A 19,447-nucleotide genomic window follows, 5' to 3' on the forward strand; every position below is an offset into this window, starting at 1 on the left:
CAGGAGAAGATCATGAAAGAAGTCGTAGTAGTTGATTGTATACGCACACCTATGGGTCGCTCTAAAGGCGGTATTTTTCGCAACGTGCGCGCTGAAACCTTATCCGCACACTTAATGTCAAAGTTAGTTGAGCGTAACCCCAACCTAGATCCAAACGAAATTGAAGACATCATTTGGGGCTGTGTACAGCAAACCAAAGAACAAGGCTTTAACATTGCCCGAAATGCACAGTTGTTAACCGACATTCCTCGTTCAACCGGTGCTGTTACCGTCAACCGTTTATGTGGTTCATCTATGCAAGCCTTACATGACGCCACCAGCGGTATCATGTCCGGTCGCGGTGATGTTTACATGATAGGTGGTGTTGAACACATGGGTCACGTGCCTATGGATTTCAATTTAGACTTTCACCCTGGCATCGCCAAACATACCGCTAAAGCCTCAGGTAGCATGGGCATGACGGCAGAATTGTTAGGCCGTCAAAATGGCATCTCCCGTGAGATGCAAGATGCGTTTGGCGCCCGTTCACATCAGCGCGCCCATCAAGCAACGTTAGAAGGCCGCTGGGCAAGTGAAATTGTGGCTACTCAAGGCCATGATGCTGATGGTGTATTAAAGTCTATTAGTGTAGATGAAGTGATTCGCCCTGACTCAACTGTAGAAACTATGGCAGCGTTACGCCCAGTATTTGATCCAGTTAATGGCACAGTCACGGCTGGCACGTCTTCCGCTCTTTCAGATGGTGCCTCTGCTATGTTGATTATGTCTGCCGACAAAGCCAAAGCATTGGGACTCACACCTCGTGCGAAAATACGCGCTATGGCAGTAGCCGGTTGTGATGCAGCTATTATGGGATTTGGTCCGGTACCTGCCACTAAAAAAGCATTAAAGCGCGCTGGCATGACTATGGCTGATATAGAGTTAGCTGAATTCAATGAAGCCTTTGCTGCCCAAGCGTTATCTTGTATCAAACAGTTAGGTTGGATTGATAACTACGACGACAGAGTCAACTTAAACGGTGGTGCAATAGCATTAGGCCATCCTTTAGGCTGTTCTGGTTCACGTATTTCTACTACCTTAATCAATCTAATGGAAGCTAATGACAAATCAATTGGCTTAGCGACTATGTGTATTGGCTTAGGACAAGGAATAGCAACAGTATTTGAGCGTGTATAACTCACTCTAATCTGTAAATTAACAAGGCATTACTTTAATCAAAGTAATGCCTTTTTTTATGGATAAACAGTCATTCAGGTTTGAGTCAAAAACTAATCAAGGCAAGCCCAAACTTACACTCTCGATGTCTTTGTTGGTATCTATCTATAAGAAGTGACTTTTTGTTTAACTAAATAAACCAATCGTTGTTTAACTTGAGAGGTAAGGCCTAAACTGACCAAGAAAGATGAAAAAGCGGAAATAAACACAATACTTTTTAAGATTTTTACACCAGTGAAAACCATGGTTATTACCAATATCGCCGCATAAGCTAAACCGATCATACCCAAAAACAAACACAAGCCTTTTATATCTTTATTCACTTTACATTCCTTTTATTGAGACATTAATCATGGCTTAAGCAAAGACTTAAGTCATGACTAAAAGTGTAACTAGATTTATCGTCTCGTTATCCAAAACACCAAGTAAGCTTTCAATCTAAGTTAGCTATCCACTATTTTGTCTGTTATTGGTCAAAGTCATACTGCTCAACATCAGCTTCTTTAATCATTTGGCAAAACTCGTGTAAGCGCCAAGGCATGTTAAGTCCAGAGCGTCCATGTTCGTTGACGTAATAGCTACCACCACCTTGCTCATCTTCCCATAGTAACTTAGACATAGCCTTATCCATCTTAGCGTTGTAATCACAATAAGCGGCTTCTTTCACTTCAATCGTTGTGGCGTCCTGTTCAACTGTACTAGCGATTAACTCTGATATATGTCGAGTTAAACACTCAACAACCGAATGAAATGAGCCAGCTCTAGCTTGGGCATTTGGGCCATATATCATGAAAAAATTAGGAAAATTTGGCATGCTAACGCCTTTGTAGGCGCGAGCGCCGTCGGTTTTCCACATGTCTTCGATGGAGGTGGCATTTCGTCCTTGATAACGGACTGGCCATAGATATTTTGAGACCTTAAAACCAGCGCCTAATACAATGAGATCAACTTCATGTTTTTGACCTTTACTATCTATGATCCCATCTTCTGTAATCTGCTGAATACCATCCGCAACTAATTGCACATTATCGCGGACTAGTGTGTCGTACCATTCATTGTCAATTACCAGTCTTCGAGACAAGGGAGAATGGTCTGGTACTAGCTTTTCAAATAGTCCCTCTTTGTGCCCTACTTTGCTTTTTATAAAGGCCGTTAGGGTCTCTCTGAGCTGCTGGTTCTTTTGATTAACTTTGCCACCATTGTTAATCCATTGCGGATCAAGCTCTTGAAGATCCTGCATGTTTAATTCAGAAAAGTAATTCGTGTAGATAAACCAATTCAGATAGCCAGGCATATTATCGAACATCCACTGCGTTTCTTCAGGGATCTCGGCGTGATAACCTTTTATGGGGGTAACCCAATTAGGAGTCCGTTGGAAAATAGTAAACTGACTTGCTTTGCTTGCTATTGCTCTCGAAAGTTGGGTACCGGTTGACCCAGTACCTATAAGTGCTACTTTTTTCCCTTGATAATCAAAATCATGGTCCCACTGTGTGGTGTGGAACATTTTTCCTTGGAATTTTTCGATCCCTGGAATATCCGGTAGTTTAGGCGTACCAAAAACCCCTGTAGCACTAATAACAAAATTTGAAATTAACGTCTCTTTTTTGCCGCTACCATCCTCTAACTCTAACACCCACTTTGATTGGTCTTCATCCCAAGTAGAGCTAAGTAATTTAGTATTAAAACTGGTATGTGAACGTATACCGTACTTATCAGCGATGTAGTCGGAATAGTTTCTAAGTTCGTCAACAGGGGCAAAAAAACTCTTCCATGCGTAACTTTTTTCAAACTTATATTGGTATAAAAATGTGGGAACATCGACTCTGGCTTCGGGATAGTCATTCACATGCCAAGTTCCACCAACCTCGGGGTGACGCTCAATAATCCGATACGCAATACCTAACTGCTGAAGTTGGATTGCAGCACACATGCCACTAAAGCCGGCCCCAATAATTGTGACGCTATATTTTGCAATTTGCTCTTTAGAGGGCTGTTGTTGCCATTGAGCTTTCCTAGAAAAACCTTCAAATGCTAATTCTTCTACACCAAAATCTAGCTCTTGTGGTGTGGGTTTTTTACCTGAATACAAAGTCATCAAGTTTTCCGCCTCTTCAAGAGTTGGAGCAGGCTTCATTTGGGTATTATTGCGTAAAAATTCGAACGCTTTGTCGCGGATCTCTTGATGATATTCGCGAGGCACTACGTAATTAGTTAGCGCACCACCTCTAACGGGCTGCTCCGAAACCGGCATTTCAGCTAGAAAAGGATCTTGAGTCTGGTGGTAAAGCGCAATACGCAATGCTCCGATACTCGCAGCATTAACGGCTTTGCGAATATAACTATCACGACTACTTTCTGTTATTTGTTCTGATTGCTTTAGTGAACTAATGTTCATGGTACGATGCTCCCGCGAATTCAAAGTGGTTTTATTTACTGTTGCTCTGCTGGGCATCCCAGTCACTAAAACTAAGGTTTTTCTCAGCTAGTTCTTTCAACAAAGGTGAAGGGGTCCAATAGGTATCGCCAAACTTGGACGCAAAATCACACACCATTTCATATACTTTTTTGGTGCCTATGGTATCTGCATAATGCATGGGGCCGCCTCTATAGGCAGGAAAGCCGTAACCGAAGATGTACACTACATCAATATCGCTTGAACGCTGAGCAATGCCATCGTGCAAAACGTTAGCTCCTTCGTTAACTAACGCAATGATCATACGATTTAATATCTCTTGCTCAGTTTGCGCTTTACGAGTTATGCCAAATTTGGCTGATTGCGCTTCGATAATTGCAAGCGCGTCGGGATCATTGATGCGTGCTCGTGTCTGTGGATCATAACGGTAATACCCAACCGCTGTTTTTTGCCCCAAACGGCCCGCGTGGTACATTGCATCAGCAATAGCGTAGACCTCAGGAGATCCCTTCTTGTCAGCGCTTAAACCTTGACGAGCTTTGAAACCTATATCAATTCCCGCTAAATCATTCATTGCTAAAGGACCCATAGCCGCTCCCCAGTTAGTCATAGCACTATCTACCTGTTCAGGTGTCGCGCCATGTAACAAACAAAGTTGGCTTTGTCTTAAATACACCGATAACAATCTGTTACCGATAAAACCGTAACAAACACCAGACAAAACGGGGATTTTTGCAATGGTAGTGGCTAAAGCCATACTAGTAGCAATGACGACATCTGCAGTTTGCGCACCTCTTACTACCTCAAGAAGCTTCATCACATTCGCAGGGCTGAAAAAGTGCAGACCTATAACATCTTGTGGGCGCTTTGTTACCTGAGCAATCGCGTCCACATCTTGATAGGAGGTATTCGTAGCTAAAATTGCGCCTGCCTTACAGACTTCATCAAGTTTTCTAAAAACTTGTTTTTTAATTTCAACGTCTTCAAATACCGCTTCGATCACTAAGTCAACTTGATTCAATTCTTGATAACTAGTTGATCCACTTATTAAAGCAAGTCGTTGTGCTTTTTGGGATTCTGACAAACGCCCTTTGCTAACAGAAATTGCATAGTTTTTCTCAATTAGCTGCAATCCCTTAGTGAGTGACTCTGCTGACAATTCTAATAAGGTAACTGGAATACCCACGTTCGCAAAATTCATTGCGATACCGCCCCCCATAGTTCCGGCACCTATAATTGCCACTGATTTTATCGGGCGTTTTGAGGTATCAGGAGACACTCCTTTTACCTTTGCTGCTAAACGTTGTGCAAAAAACAAATGGCGCATCGCTTTAGCTTGCTCAGAAGTCACGCAATTTAAAAAGGCTTCTCGCTCAAACTGCATGCCTTCTACAAACTCTGCATTTAAAGCCTTTTCAAGACAATCAACTATGTGTTGTGGCGCAATTTGGCCACGTGCACGTTTCGATAACTCGGCGCGCTTTTTATCAAACCAGTCACTATCAATATTTTGTTTATCAATTGGGCTCTGACTTGAACGCCTTATTGGTAGCCCTTCATTTAATATTTGTTGTGCATATTTTTGCGCCGCTGCAACTAAATCTTGATCGTGCTCTACAAGATGATCAATCAAACCTATGCTCAATGCCTTTTCAGCTTTGCATGGATTGCCACTGGTGATTAACGTAAATGCTTGTTCTAGGCCAATAATTCTAGGAGCTCGTTGTGTACCACCAGCGCCAGGTAAGATACCCAGTTTCACTTCTGGTAATCCTAATTTTGCACTCGCTAACGCACACCTATAATGACAAGCTAACGCGAGCTCAAGACCGCCTCCAAGTGCATTACCGTGGATAGCTGCAATAACAGGTTTTTGCATGTTTTCAATGCACTCAGTAACGTCAACTAAAGAGGGAGCTTGTGGTGTTTGGGAAAATTCTTTTATATCAGCGCCGGCACAAAACATGGCACCGTTTCCTACAATAATGATGGCCTTCGATTGATCAAGGCTTGCCATTCTCAACGCATCAACTATGCCACTACGTAAAGAGTGAGACAGAGCATTAACGGGCGCGTTATTTAAGGTTAGCAAACCGATATCACCAACACATTCATATTCAACTACCGACATAATTTTATCCCTCTCTTTCAATAATTAAGGCAATACCTTGACCAATCCCAATACACATGGTGATTAGTCCATAACGACCATTTGTCGCCTCTAGCTGGCGTAACGCTGTCAACACAAGCCTTCCGCCACTGGCACCTAACGGATGACCCACAGCAATAGCCCCGCCGTTAGCGTTAACCCTTGGATCGTTCGCGGCGATATTTAATTCTTTTAGGCAACCTAGAACTTGTGACGCAAACGCCTCATTTACTTCGATAACATTCATATCCTTTAATTCCAAACCAGCCCTAGCCAAGGCTTTTTTAGTGGCAGGTACTGGACCTAACCCCATTAATTTAGGTTCGACACCGGCAATGGCGCTAGCAATAATACGTGCCCGAGGTTGAATTCCATGAGCTTCTCCAGCTTTTTTAGAGCCTATTATTAAAGCCGAAGCGCCATCATTAATTCCCGAGGCGTTCCCTGCGGTAACAACACCGTCGGCATAAAGAGATCTTAAACCCCTCAAAGCGTCGATATCGGTACTAGCACGAGGATGTTCATCACTGTCAATGACAATAGGTGGTTTCTTTCTAGGTTGCGGCACTTCTACATTAAGCATCTCGTCTTTGAAAAATCCAGATGCCCTAGCAGCTTCATGCTTCGACTGAGAAGCGGCTGCAAATGCGTCGCATTGTTCGCGAGTAATTTTCAGAGCAGCCGCAATATTGTCAGAGGTTTCCGGCATACTGTCTGCGCCAAAGTTAGCTTCAATTAAAGGATTAGTGAATCTTGCTCCCATAGTCGAATCGGCAACTGTCTGATTTCTATCAAATGCGCTTTGTGCTTTGGAAATAACCAATGGCGCCCTGCTCATGCTTTCTACGCCGCAAGCTATAAACAAATCGCCATCACCAGACTGCACACATCGGCTGGCGTCCATAACACTTGCTAAACCCGAACCACACAATCGATTTACTGTAATTCCACCACAACCGATAGGCAATCCAGCGAGGAGTCCCGCAAATCTAGCGACATTTCGACAATCTTCCCCTGCCTGATTGGTATTGCCAGCAATGACATCTTCATATTCAGATGCCTGAAACTGATTACGCTCAACAAGTTGTTTGATCACAAGTGCCAGTAAATCGTCTGGCCTGACACTAGACAATCCACCTTTGAAACGCCCAAAAGGCGACCTTAATCCGTCGTATATGTATGCGTCTTTCATATCTCAATGCTCACTTTGGTCTTAATTGGCTAAGTAGACAAATCAGCTTTCACCCTGTCTACGGCACTCATATTGTTAATGTTTTGTGAATCACGTTAGCAATTTGATATATACGATACAATAGTGTATCGTTTGATTCAATAGTGTATTTTATTTTGCACCACTTAAGCTGGTTTACTTCAATTAGAGAGGATTCCTTGAACAATCAATTTACCGATCAAGAACTAGCATTTCGCGATGAAGTTCGAAATTTCTTAAAAGTTAGCTTGCCTAAAACAACAAGCGAACGAGTATTAAATGGCTTGAGATTAACCAAAGAACAACGAGTGCAATGGCAAAAAGTCTTATATGACAAAGGATGGATTGCACCTAACTGGCCAGTTGAATTTGGTGGAACAGGCTGGAGTGCCACCCAAAAATATCTTTTTGAACATGAATGTGCCGCCGCTGGCGCGCCAGAAGTTATCGCTTTTGGTTTAAAAATGGTTGGCCCAGTTATCTACACTTATGGAACAGAACAACAAAAAAAGCGTTTTCTACCAGATATTCTTAAGAGTGACGTTTGGTGGTGCCAAGGCTTTTCGGAAGCAGCTGCAGGATCAGATCTCGCTTCGTTACAAACTACTGCGACCTTAGATGGCGACAATTACATAGTCTCTGGTACTAAAACTTGGACAACATACGCACAACACGCTGATTGGATATTTTGTTTGGCACGTTCTCCAGACCGTTCACTCAAAAATCAACAAGCGATCAATTTTTTGTTGATAAAAATGGATACGCTAGGGATTAAGGTATCGCCCATTATGATGTTGGATGGCCAGCGTGAAATCAATGAAGTGCATTTTGATAATGTCGTGGTTCCAGCTGAAAACCTGATTGGTGAGCCGAATAAAGGCTGGTCTTACGCCAAAATGTTACTCACTCATGAACGAACCAACATTGCAAAAGTGGCTATCTCAAAAACTCGCCTTAAGAACTTACGCAAAATGGCATCTGAGCCACCCAAAGGTGGAGTTGCACTTATCGACGACCACGCGTTTGCCCTTAAATTGGCCGAGTTAGAAATTGAATTACGTTCACTTGAATACACTGAGATGCGCACTCTTGCTGCCGTTAGCAGCGGAGGAGCGCCTGGTCCCGAATCTTCAATTCTCAAAATAAAGGGTACTGAGGTAGCGCAGTTTATTGATGAACTGTATGTGGAAGCGGCTGGGTATTACTGCCTACCATTTGTCAATGATCAGTTTCACTCCGATACCAATGCTGAATTTCCAAGAGAGCACCACATAGGCCAAGGAAGTGAAACTGACCGGGCGCCTTGGTACTTCAATAATCGCAAAGCCTCAATTTATGGCGGCAGCAACGAAGTTCAAAAGGTAATAATTTGTAAGTCGGTTCTCGGACTTTAGAAGGAAAATGCGATGAATTTTAGTTTTAGCGACGAACAACGCATGCTGTGTGACAGTGTGTCTCGATTTGTAAAACAACAGTATAGCTTTGATCAAAGAGAAGTAGCGCGACAAAAAGAAGCGGGGTTTGATGACAAAAACTGGGCGCTGTTCGCCGAACTTGGCTGGTTAATGGTGCCCTTTAGTGAAAAAGCAGGTGGCTTAAGCGGCAAAGCTGCAGACGTGATGATAGTCATGGAAGAATTAGGGAAAGGCTTAGTAGTTGAACCTTATTTCGCCAATACCTTGCTCGCCGGAAAACTTATCTCTGAGCTTTCTAGCAATTCGAACAGCAACGCAATGTTAGAAAATATGATGGCTGGTGAATATCAATTTTCTTTAGCCTATTGTGAACCGCAGTCACGTTATGACCTAGCAAACATTAGCACCCAAGCAGAAGTATTCGACAATGAGTTTGTTCTAAATGGACATAAGAGTGTTGTGCTAAACGCAGCCATGGCTGACATGTTAGTAGTTATCGCGCGAACATCTTCATTTCAAACCGACAAAAATGGACTGAGCGCTATTCTGGTTGACCCTCAATCCCCTGGGGTAGATATCCGTTGTTATCCCACAGTAGACGGTTTTCAAGCTGCAGATATCTATTTTTCCAATGTAACCGTAGCCAAAAGTAGTCTTTTGGGCAATCTCGATGATGCTTTTCCTGCATTAGAAAAGACCGTGGATTTTGCCACCTTCGGAGTCTGCGCCGAAGCGATAGGCATGATGGAAATGTTGTATAAAAAAACTGTTGAATACACCAAAGAACGTCAGCAATTCGGAAAACCGCTCGCCAGTTTTCAAGCGTTACAGCATCGCATGGCCGATATGTTTATCGAGTATGAACAGGCCAAGTCTGCGGTTTTAATGGCCGCTATGGAACTCGATTCAACACAAGGTTTCGCCCCTAAAGAAGTATCTGCCGCAAAAAGCCGAGTCGGCAAGGCTGCAAGGCTTATTGGACAAGAAGCGGTGCAATTACACGGCGGAATGGGAGTCACCGACGAACTAGATATTGGACATTACTTTAAACGCCTAACGGCTATCCAGTTTGTGTTAGGTAGCACAGACTTTCATACACAGCGCTATGCGTCCTTGTGTCGTTAACAGCATCAATCACTGAAACTACTACTCGATAATCAACAATAGGTTGGAGAAGAATTAAAATGACCGATCAAAAAGACAGTTCCAAAGGAAAATTAACGGAACACGACATTGCTTTGCAACAAGAGCTTATTGGCTTAGATGAAGTGAATGTCACCCGTGAGTTTCATTCTCAGGTATATGAAGATGCCATTCGGAATTTTGCTTTAAGCATAGGGGATGATAATTCACTATATTGTGATCCTGACTATGCTGCCAGTACCCACTGGGGCTCAGTCGTTGCGCCGCAAATTATGACAGCCATCATTAACGAACCATTGTTGGGCGAGCGTATCCCCAGAGAGTTGAAGAAAAGGACTGCAGGTCTATTTAGAGGTTGCCAAACCTTTGTTTCAGGTGGCACTTGGGATTGGTACAGACCAATAAAACCTGGTGATCGCTTGTACAGTTTTGAGGGCGAAGAATCCATGGAACTCAAGGAATCAGAGTTTGGAGGCAAAAGCCTACATATAGTGCATCGTTATGTGAAGTTCAATCAAGATGCTCAAGTGGTTGGCGTGTACCGAATGTTACGTATTCTTAGTGAGCGAGATACAGCTAAGAAAAAAGGTAAATATAAAGACATTGAATTAGGTGAATATAGCAAAGAAGACATGATTGCTTTTGATAAAGCCTATTTGCAAGAAAAGCCTCGCGGAGCACAGACAAGAGTATGGGATGATGTCGCTGTCGATGATGAAATGATGCCATTACTCAAAGGACCACTAACAGTAACTGATGTAATTCTGGCACACTGCGCAGGATATGGTCTAGCACCTTATCGTATGTTAGCGACCGCCAGAATCGCCGCCAAGGATCGCGTCAGAATGCCGCTGTTATATTCTCCCAATGAAAGAGGAATTTTAGATACCAGTGCTAGAGTGCATTGGGATACCAAAGCGGCGAAAAGTGTAGGTAATCCCGAGGCTTACGATTGGGGTTTACAACGCGAGTTTTGGCTATATCACGCCGTAAGTGACTGGATGGGGGACAACGCTTTTGTGGTAAGTATGCATGACGAAATTCGTCGCTTTAACTATCTAGGTGACATGCAAACTTTGACAGGAAAAGTCACTAAAAAATATACCAAAGACGGAATGAATTTAGTCGATTTACAGGTAGTTGCAACAAACCAAAGAGGCGAAGAAACAGCAGTTGCCAACGCCACGGTATCACTACCCAAAACGGCTGATACAGCGCCAAAATTACCTGATGTGCCTGAAGATATACAAACTAAAGCCGTTAAATTTTTAGAAGCACATAAGCAACTTAAACAACAAAAAGCAGGAAAATAATCCCCTATGCAAACCGTTGACCTTAAAAATATCAATCACGTTGCTGATTATCCTTTTCAGGATATGCCGTACAAAGAGCCACAACTTGAAATGGTTGAAGATAGTGATGGCTGCATTATTTTAAGCTCGGCTACGCCGCTGTGTGAGCTTGAAAAAAGCATCGCTCACATGTTTAAGAAACAAGCGAGCGCATTTCCTTCACGGGTTTGGCTTGCAGAAAAAACACACGATGGCAATTGGCGTGAATGTACTTATGGGGACTTTGATAAACAGTCGGACATGATTGCACAATGGTTACTTGAGTACGGCTTGAATGACACCACACCCATGATGATTCTATCGGAAAACTCAATCAGCCATGGTTTAATGATCATGGCTGCCATGAAGGCCAGAGTGCCAGTTGCGTCAATCAGCGCGCCATACTCTTTAATGGATCAATCTCTGCAAAAACTGAAAGCTGTGGAGGCTATCCTCCAACCTAAAGTTATTTTCGCCCAATGTGGAGAGCGTTATAAGAATGCATTGCAGTTTTTGAATACCCAAGGCCGCATCTTGGTTGTTGAAGACAACCCCAGCGACGAGTTAATTGCGATTTCGGATTTATCAACATCCCAAAACACCGAAGCTGTAGCAGCATCAATGGACAAAATTGATGACGCAACAATCGCCAAATATATGTTTACTTCTGGCTCTACAGGCACCCCTAAATGTGTAGTGCAGACTCAACAAATTTTGTGCGCTCAGGTTGCAGGTATTAAGTCTGTGTTAAAAAACCCTGACGATAAAGAGTACGCCCCAATTTCCTTGCAGTGGATGCCTTGGAGCCATGTTTCGGCAGGTAACATCGCTTACCACGAAGCAATAATGAAGGGTGGTGCTATCTATATTGATGACGGTAAACCTATTCCCGGTCTATTTGAAAAAACCTTAGATAATCTCAGATCACTCTCTACTAGTGTATTTGGTAGCGCTCCTTTGGGGTTAAGTTGGCTCGCTACTGCACTTGAAAAAGACCTTAAGTTACAAAAAATGTTTTTCGCGAAACTAGAGGCGATTGCCTATGGTGGTTCCGCATTACCCGACGATGTTGCGCGTCGATTGCAAATTCTCGCCATTGCCAACACCGGAAAACGCATTCCAATTATCAGCATGTATGGTTCAACTGAGACTCAAGGAGTAACCGGCACCTATTGGCCAACAGATTTACCAGGAGTGATTGGTTTACCCATGCCCGGTATTGAAGTGAAGTTAGTGCCCTGCGGTCAAAAATTGGAAGTGCGAGCCAAGGGACCAACAGTGCTCGACAGCTACTATCAGCAAGAAGCATTAACTCGCAGTTTTTTCGACGAACAAGGCTATTTTAAATTAGGAGACGCAGCTAGGTTTGCAGATCCTAACGATAGAACTAAGGGATTGGTTTTTGATGGTCGTATAAGCGAAGACTTCAAATTGCTCTCTGGTACATGGGTATCCAACTTAAACATTAAATCAAACTTGATGGAAGTTTTTGGGCGTTTAATTAGAGATACAGTAATTTGCGGCGAAAATCGCGAATTTGTTTCTGCCTTCGCGTGGTTGGATAAACAAGCGGTTGAAAAGGTACTAAATAGCGAAGAATTAAGCATTGCAGACTTGTTTGCTTCCCCCGCAGTTAAACAACTGTTACTGCAACACTTAACTGAATATAACAACAATCATCCAGGCTCTTCAAACAAGGTACGTACCCTAATGATACTTAGTACTCCTCCGTCAATGGGCTTATCCGAAATTAATGAAAAAGGTTACATCAATAGACAATGTGTTATCGACAATCGGGCACATTTAGTCGAAAAAATATATGCCAGCGATGATCTATCTGGAGTGATATTTGAACCCGTTAACTGAAATTGTCATGAGCCTAGCAGTGACCGGCGGATTGCTTGTACTTGCTGGAAAAAACACCAATAAATTATATACATCTACAGAGGGCTAATTCATGGGATCAAATTATTCAAAGGGATACTTACGCTATTTACTAGCACTATTTTTTCTGATTAATGTGTCCAGCTATATGGATCGCATGGTACTAGCTGTTCTGGTTGAACCTATACGTGCAGAAATGGGACTGTCAGACTCGCAAATCGGCCTACTAACAGGTTTCGCGTTTGCTGCCTTTTACGCCATTATGGGATTTCCTATTGCCAGACTCGCTGACAGCGGAAACCGCAAACGTATCATTACTATCTCCATTGTTTTTTGGAGTGCCATGACCGCTTTATCGGGTAAAGCCACAAACTTCGTACATCTATTTTTAGCTAGGATGGGAGTAGGAGTAGGAGAAGCAGGTTGTTTTCCTACCTGTAACGCCCTAATTGCAGAATTGTACCCTCCTAAAAACCGTGCTTTAGCTATGGGTGTCTTTATGACGGGCTCTACTGTAGGAGTCATATTAGGTTTCGTAGTTGGCGGGTTTTTAGCTGAAGCTTACGGCTGGCGAAATACCTTTTTTATTGTCGCCGCACCTGGGGTATTTCTAGCATTGCTGATCATGTTCACTATGAAACAGCCATTGAAACAGGCTATTGAAGATAATACCCCGAAAACACCTTACCTAACTTTAATTAAGCTTCTTCTGTCAAACCCGGTTTACCGCTTGATGGTGATAGGCGCGTCTTTTGGCACTTTTGCAACTTATGGTGTCGCACAATGGGCTCCCGCATTTTTTATTCGTAGTCATGGTATGTCGTTGTCTGAAGTTGGCACTCTGTTTGGCGCAGCCTACGGTGGTGGTTCTGCAATTGGAATGGTCTTAGGGGGCTGGGTAGCCGATAAAATGCAAAATCGTGACGCAAGTTGGATTACTAAAGTACCTGCAATCGCCTACTTTATCAGTTTTCCGTTAATGCTAATTTCCTTTGCTGTGGGTAATCCAACACTGGCAATGAGTATTATTTTCATCGGAGCAGTCTTTACTGGTTGTGTAACCGGGCCTACTCTCGCGGCGATTCAGCATGTCATACCGAGTGAAGGTAGAGCCACGGCTGCGGCAATATTATTGTTCTTTACCAGCATGATTGGTGTTGGCGCTGCTCCCTTTGTAGTAGGTTTAACCTCGGATTTACTAAGTAATCAGTTTGGTGAGGAATCCCTACGTTATGCGTTAATGATTGGAAGTGTAGTAGTCTTGATTGCCAGCTATTGCTTTTTCGCGTCGGCTAAGTACTTTAAAAACCCTACGCAATCTGTAACTGAATAAAACTATGGTGAACAGTGTGATAGACAAAATCAGTAGAAATCGAGGTGGCGATCCTTCAAATTCTACTAATCCACAAGTGCAGCGAACTAAAGCACATATTCTGGATTCAACCCGCAAGCTTTTGATTAAGAAAGGATATAGAAACATCACTGTGGATGCGGTGTCTGTCTTCAGCGGTTCATCGCGCTCCACGATTTACCGATATTGGCCAAAGATAGAAGATCTTTTATTTGACGCCTTTGCAGAATTAGTTGGCGAACCTTTTGAGTCCCCTGACACGGGGGACTTTAAACAAGACTTAATGACAATTAATCAACTTTACGTGGATTCGTTACAACATGCTTCTTGGGCCAAAATACTCCCTTCATTTATCGAAGTTTCACAAAATGATGAACACTGCGCTGAATTGTTGGAGCTTCTAGTAGAAAACCTTAGGTCTTCTTCTCTTAACATTTTGCGTAATGCTCAACATACTGGCCAGCTTAGTAAAGACGAAAATATTGAGTGGATAGTAGACGTTATCTCAGGTTCGTTAGCCTACCGTTTTTTACTCAGTAAAAAGCCGCTAAATGAAAAAGGCTACATCGAATATTTAATCGATGCAGCCATTAAGGGAAAATCAGTTTGAGTCTGTCAAAGTAGAGTCTTTACTTTGACTTTTGTTGTAGCTCTTTAAGTATTTCAATAGTATCTGCACCTAACTCAGGGCAGGCACTTTTAGGTTGTGTAGGCACTCGATTAAAATCAATTGGACTAGCCACAGTTTTACGCGGTTTGTCTTCATTGCCTGCATCTGGAATATCTACAAATGCATTAATTATTTCCGCTTGTTCACTGGCTAACACTTCTTCTAATGAATTAACCGGAGACCACCAAATGTCGTTGCTGTCTAGTATTTCTGCCCACTCATATCGTGTTTTAGTGGCAAATATCCCATCTAGAGTCGCTATTAACTCGGCTCTATTTTTGTGCCTTTTGCGGGTACCGTTAAATCGTTCATCGTTACATAAATCAGGGTGTCCGATGGCTGCCGCTAACTGTGGCCAATGACGGCTTGCTTCGACACATAACAACCAAATATATTTGTTATCAGAGGTTTTATAGCTATTCACTAGCGGGCTTTCAGAATCGACACGTCTTTGTGGCGGCCTGTGACGATTAAAGGCCATTTGCAGTGAGTAGTCAGACGTAGCTGCGTAGATCCCAAGCTTTAACAGTGAAGTCTCGACTATAGTTCCTTGCCCTGTTCGGGTACGGTCAAATAATGCAGAAGTGATGCCTGAAACCAAAGAAATAGCAGTAATATGGTCGCCAAACGCTGCAGGCAATATAGGTGGGTAACCGGTCTCACCAGAAAACTGACTAGCCAAGCCTGAATACGCCCAGAAGGCTCCGCTATCATATCCAGGTCGATCAATTTCACGCCCAGAACTGCCATAACCGGTCACCTGAGCGATAACCAATTGCGGAAATTTATCTCTCAAAACCTCTGGCGACAACCCAAGTCGAGTTAACGCATTTGGACGCATGTTAGTAATAAAAACATCTGCATCAGATAGCAAACTATTTAAAGCCGTTAGGCCTTCTTGTTCAGCTAAATCTAGTACCACTGAACGTTTGCCTCTGTTGTCCGCTTCAAAGGCTGGCGACCGTAAATTTTCAATACCTAATATTGAGGCTAATGCATTTCTAGCTGGATCACCGGATTTGGGTTCAACCTTGATTACATCGGCTCCCCAATCGGCCATAACCGCCGCAGCTGCGGGGCCAGCAATCCATAATCCAAGTTCTACTACTTTAACGCCCGATAAAGGTTGGGGCTGAAGGTTATTGGACATAAAATTTTCCAAGAGTTAGTCATTGGTTTGACATTAATTGTTACTTGATACTAGCAGATATAAAAAAGAATATGAAACATTAATGTATCGTTTAACTATTATTTTTACCGATGCTAAGGTAGCATTATGGATAGCAAATTCAGAATATCGCAGCCTAAACCAAGGGGATCACAGTTATGACTAGCCCACAATTTTGTAAAGTGGATTCAAAAGACGCAATACTAACGGTAACTATCAACCGTCCTGAGCTACGAAATGCATTACACCCACCAGCAAGTAAAGAGTTGGCGGAGATATTTAAAGAATTTCAAGCAGATAAAAAACACAGAGTAGCGATAATAACCGGAGTAGGTGACGAAGCTTTTTGCTCTGGAAATGACGTTAAGTTTTCAGCTACAGCAAGTTTGGCTGAGATGGTATTACCCAGAGAAGGATTTGGTGGCTTAACTGCGTTTTTTGGGCGCACTAAACCTGTCATCGCTGCAATCAATGGTCTCGCGATGGGAGGCGGATTTGAGATGGCGTTGGCCGCCGATATGATAATTGCGAGCAATAGCGCACAGTTTGCATTACCTGAACCCAAAATTGGTTTAGCGGCCTTAGGGGGTGGGATCCACCGTTTAGCACGGCAAATTCCTTATAAAAAAGCGGTAGAAATATTACTGACGGGACGTAAAGTCAGTGCCGAAGAAGGAGAGCGATTGGGATTTGTGAACCAAGTCACTGAACCCCAGGAATTGTTAGAACAAGCTGTTGAGATGGCAAATCGCATCATCGCATGTTCACCTATATCGATTGATGTCACTATGACAGCATTGAACCAAGGAGAAACATGCCAAACTATGTTGGAAACAATGAAGAGTGATTATGGTCTAGTAAAACGTATTTATACATCACCAGACTTTAAAGAAGGTGTCAGCGCATTTGCGCAAAAAAGAAAACCTGTTTGGAAGGCATTATAATGGGCAACGCACAAAGGTGGTTATCACAACTTTGTTTCCCTGAGTCTCCCCGCTGCCACAATGGTTCTTTCTATTTTGTTGATATGTATGAAGGCGAAATTTGGACAATAGACTACACACTTTCTAGCGCGCAAGCTTCACCGCAACGTGTTCTAAAGTGGCATCACTTTGTGTCGGGGTTAGGCTGGCTGCCAAGCGGAGAAATGTTGTTTGTTGATATGACAGATCGCCGCGTAATGAAAATCGATCTATCAGGCAATGTCTGCGTACACTCTGACTTGTCAATACTAGCCAGTGGCTGGTGCAATGACATGGTAGTCGATAATGAAGGTATTGCTTATGTCAGTAACTTTGGTTACGACATTCACAATAACGCTGAATTTAAGAAAACTCCGCTGATTCGTGTAGATCCCCAAGGTAATGCAGAACATTGTTCCGTACCTTTAGCTTTTCCTAACGGCATCATTATATCAGAAGATAAAACATCACTAATAGTCGCAGAATCTGTCGCCAGTCGATTGGTAAAGTTTGCTATCTCTGATCAAGGTAAATTAGTTGACCGACAAAAATTTGCGGACATCGCCAATGCCTTTCCTGATGGCATTTGTTTCGACAATAACAACTGCGTGTGGATTGCCGCCATTGGTTGTTCAGAACTATTACATCTAAACATGCAAGGCGACATTATTAATCGCGTTACCGCACAAGTTGATGGGCAGATATTTCAACCTGTAGCCTGTGTTTTGTCTCCACTTAATACAGAAACCAATACGGCGACCTTATTTATCACCGCAGCTCCCAACGATCCCCCAAGCAAGGTATCGCCAGATGAGGAGCCACCTTCGTATTACCGCAGGCGCAGGCAAGGCGCAATATTTAAGATAGAAGTGCCTGCAGCTACTGCGGGGTTTCCTTAACGATTTAAGCCGCTTATGCTTTTACTTAGTATTAGACAAAATAGCGGCTAACATTTCGGGATTTCCTTGAAGCGCAGTACGTTGCATATAGTGTTTTACTGCACGCAATCCACCTAACTCTTCACTACCTCCGGCTCGACCTGGACCGCCATGGATTAACTGCGGCAACACTATTCCATGCCCTGTGGATTCGCTCGAACAGCTTTCATTTAACAACAGTAAACGTCCGTGATGTGCCGCAGCACCAAGGCACAATTGTTGCGCCAAATCATAGTTGGACGTCACAATTGAGCCAGCAAGACTGCCTTTTCCTCGAGCCGCAAGCGCTAATGCGTGCTCAGTATTAGAGTAACTGAATAAAGTACAAACTGGTCCAAAGGCTTCAATATCATGGGCAGTTTGTTTTGATAAATCACTGCCTGGGTCTTGATTGACCATCAATACAGGCACCAAAAAAGCCCCTTTATTGGCATCACCATCTAACACATTAAAGGAATCTAAATCAGTCGAGCCATAAACAACTTCTGCACTTTCAGATAAACGCTCGATATTAGCTAGTACATCGGCTCTTTGCTCAAGGCCAGCCAGAGCGCCCATAGTTACTGATGGATGTTCCGGGTGACCAATAACCACTTTTCCAAGCCTTAATTTGATGGCGTCAATGACTGCTTCTAATTTGTCTTGAGGCACAATTGCTCGTCTTATGGCAGTGCACTTTTGGCCTGCTTTAGTGGTCATTTCGTTACATATTTCACGGATGTACAAATTAAAATCTGCTGAATCCGTAGCCACATCTTCTCCTAAAATGGCACAATTCAAAGAATCAGCTTCCATCATAAAGCGAGTCGATTCACTAACGATACTGTGATTAGCCTTAAGCATCTGTCCCGTTTGCGCTGAACCTGTAAAACTCACCACATCTTGGTAAGTGGTATGTTCAAGCATATTCCCCAAGCTTCCACAAACCAGTTGAAATGCGCCTTTAGGTAATATTCCTGAGGCAACAATATGCTGTGCCACTAACTCGGTTAAAAATGCAGTTTGAGTGGCAGGCTTAACAATAACCGGCACTCCAGCAATAATACTCGGTGCGAGTTTTTCGAGCATACCCCAAACCGGAAAATTGTAGGCATTGATATGGATTGCTGCTCCAGTAATGGAGGAATATATGTGTTGTCCTACAAAACTCCCTTGCTTTGAGAGTGCCTCCTGTTTGCCATCCAATAAAATATGTCCGTCCGTTAAAGAATTAATGGCTTGGCTGGCGTAGGAAAACAAAGTGCCAATTCCGCCTTCAATATCAATCCAAGCGTCTTTTCGAGTAGTACCTGTGCCTATTGAACAGGTATAAAACAATTCCTTTTGTTCGAGCAGATAAACACCTAATGATTTTAATAATTTTGCGCGTTGATGAAATGTTAGCGCTTGTAGAGCAGAGCTTCCCTGTGTTCTGGAATAATGAAGCATTTCAGAAAAATCTAAACCGTTACTGTCAACCTCTGCAATAGGTAAGCCCGTGATGGCGTGATTGACAACTTTTCCTGTATTTGAGGATGTATACCATTCCCCAAGTGCATAATTTTTTAATTTCATGATATTCGCTTATTAAGATGGACAGCTGAAGTGACCTATAC

Annotated in this window: 15 protein-coding genes; 9 read left to right on the forward strand and 6 right to left on the reverse strand. The window is 43.0% G+C overall.

Going from position 1 to position 19,447, the window contains the following annotated elements:
• Positions 1–12: 12 nt before the first annotated feature.
• Positions 13–1,176 carry an acetyl-CoA C-acyltransferase FadA gene (fadA, locus tag KO534_RS11170; RefSeq protein ID WP_215929741.1) on the forward strand — a complete coding sequence of 388 codons (1,164 nt, stop codon included), beginning with the start codon at positions 13–15 and terminating at the stop codon, positions 1,174–1,176.
• A gap of 140 nt (positions 1,177–1,316) precedes the next feature.
• Here the strand turns inward: fadA and KO534_RS11175 are convergent, their stop codons facing one another.
• From KO534_RS11175 to KO534_RS11190, 4 genes are all read right to left on the reverse strand, one after another.
• A complete protein-coding gene (locus tag KO534_RS11175) occupies positions 1,317–1,538 on the reverse strand; it encodes a hypothetical protein (protein ID WP_215929742.1) in 222 nt (73 codons plus the stop codon).
• A gap of 143 nt (positions 1,539–1,681) precedes the next feature.
• On the reverse strand, positions 1,682–3,613 hold the full coding sequence (locus KO534_RS11180) for a flavin-containing monooxygenase (protein ID WP_215929743.1): 1,932 nt from the start codon (positions 3,611–3,613) through the stop codon (positions 1,682–1,684).
• Positions 3,614–3,644: 31 nt separating this feature from the next.
• Positions 3,645–5,762 (reverse strand): 3-hydroxyacyl-CoA dehydrogenase NAD-binding domain-containing protein, encoded by a 2,118-nt coding sequence (locus KO534_RS11185; RefSeq protein ID WP_215929744.1) that lies wholly within the window; start codon positions 5,760–5,762, stop codon positions 3,645–3,647.
• Positions 5,763–5,766: 4 nt separating this feature from the next.
• Positions 5,767–6,972: a 3-oxoadipyl-CoA thiolase gene (locus KO534_RS11190; RefSeq protein WP_215929745.1), complete on the reverse strand. Its 1,206-nt coding sequence runs from the start codon at positions 6,970–6,972 to the stop codon at positions 5,767–5,769.
• A gap of 197 nt (positions 6,973–7,169) precedes the next feature.
• Here KO534_RS11190 and KO534_RS11195 point away from each other — a divergent pair, with 197 nt between their 5' ends.
• From KO534_RS11195 to KO534_RS11220, 6 genes are all read left to right on the forward strand, one after another.
• Complete coding sequence (locus KO534_RS11195; RefSeq protein ID WP_215929746.1) at positions 7,170–8,384, forward strand: acyl-CoA dehydrogenase family protein; 1,215 nt, start codon at positions 7,170–7,172, stop codon at positions 8,382–8,384.
• A gap of 12 nt (positions 8,385–8,396) precedes the next feature.
• On the forward strand, positions 8,397–9,530 hold the full coding sequence (locus KO534_RS11200) for an acyl-CoA dehydrogenase family protein (protein ID WP_215929747.1): 1,134 nt from the start codon (positions 8,397–8,399) through the stop codon (positions 9,528–9,530).
• Between the two features lie 59 nt (positions 9,531–9,589).
• Positions 9,590–10,861 (forward strand): FAS1-like dehydratase domain-containing protein, encoded by a 1,272-nt coding sequence (locus KO534_RS11205; protein WP_013754831.1) that lies wholly within the window; start codon positions 9,590–9,592, stop codon positions 10,859–10,861.
• 6 nt (positions 10,862–10,867) lie between these two features.
• Complete coding sequence (locus tag KO534_RS11210) at positions 10,868–12,745, forward strand: AMP-binding protein (protein WP_215929748.1); 1,878 nt, start codon at positions 10,868–10,870, stop codon at positions 12,743–12,745.
• A gap of 91 nt (positions 12,746–12,836) precedes the next feature.
• A complete protein-coding gene (locus KO534_RS11215) occupies positions 12,837–14,096 on the forward strand; it encodes a spinster family MFS transporter (RefSeq protein WP_215929749.1) in 1,260 nt (419 codons plus the stop codon).
• Positions 14,097–14,112: 16 nt separating this feature from the next.
• Positions 14,113–14,724 (forward strand): TetR/AcrR family transcriptional regulator, encoded by a 612-nt coding sequence (locus KO534_RS11220; protein ID WP_191867073.1) that lies wholly within the window; start codon positions 14,113–14,115, stop codon positions 14,722–14,724.
• 19 nt (positions 14,725–14,743) lie between these two features.
• Here KO534_RS11220 and KO534_RS11225 read toward each other — a convergent pair whose 3' ends face one another.
• Positions 14,744–15,934: a CaiB/BaiF CoA transferase family protein gene (locus KO534_RS11225; protein ID WP_215929750.1), complete on the reverse strand. Its 1,191-nt coding sequence runs from the start codon at positions 15,932–15,934 to the stop codon at positions 14,744–14,746.
• 176 nt (positions 15,935–16,110) lie between these two features.
• Between KO534_RS11225 and KO534_RS11230 the strand changes: the two genes are divergently transcribed.
• Positions 16,111–16,896, forward strand: a complete 786-nt coding sequence (locus KO534_RS11230) for an enoyl-CoA hydratase-related protein (RefSeq protein ID WP_215929751.1) — start codon at positions 16,111–16,113, stop codon at positions 16,894–16,896.
• Entirely contained in the window at positions 16,896–17,813 is a 918-nt protein-coding gene (locus KO534_RS11235; RefSeq protein WP_215929752.1) for an SMP-30/gluconolactonase/LRE family protein, read from the forward strand. Before KO534_RS11230 ends, KO534_RS11235 begins: the two co-directional genes overlap by 1 nt.
• A gap of 21 nt (positions 17,814–17,834) precedes the next feature.
• On the opposite strand, the gene paaZ is transcribed toward KO534_RS11235, so the two are convergent.
• Entirely contained in the window at positions 17,835–19,406 is a 1,572-nt protein-coding gene (gene paaZ / locus KO534_RS11240) for a phenylacetic acid degradation bifunctional protein PaaZ (RefSeq protein WP_215929753.1), read from the reverse strand.
• Between the last annotated feature and the right edge of the window lie 41 nt (positions 19,407–19,447).

The sequence above is a fragment of the Paraglaciecola arctica genome (assembly GCF_018861065.1).
Taxonomy (GTDB): domain Bacteria; phylum Pseudomonadota; class Gammaproteobacteria; order Enterobacterales; family Alteromonadaceae; genus Paraglaciecola; species Paraglaciecola arctica_B.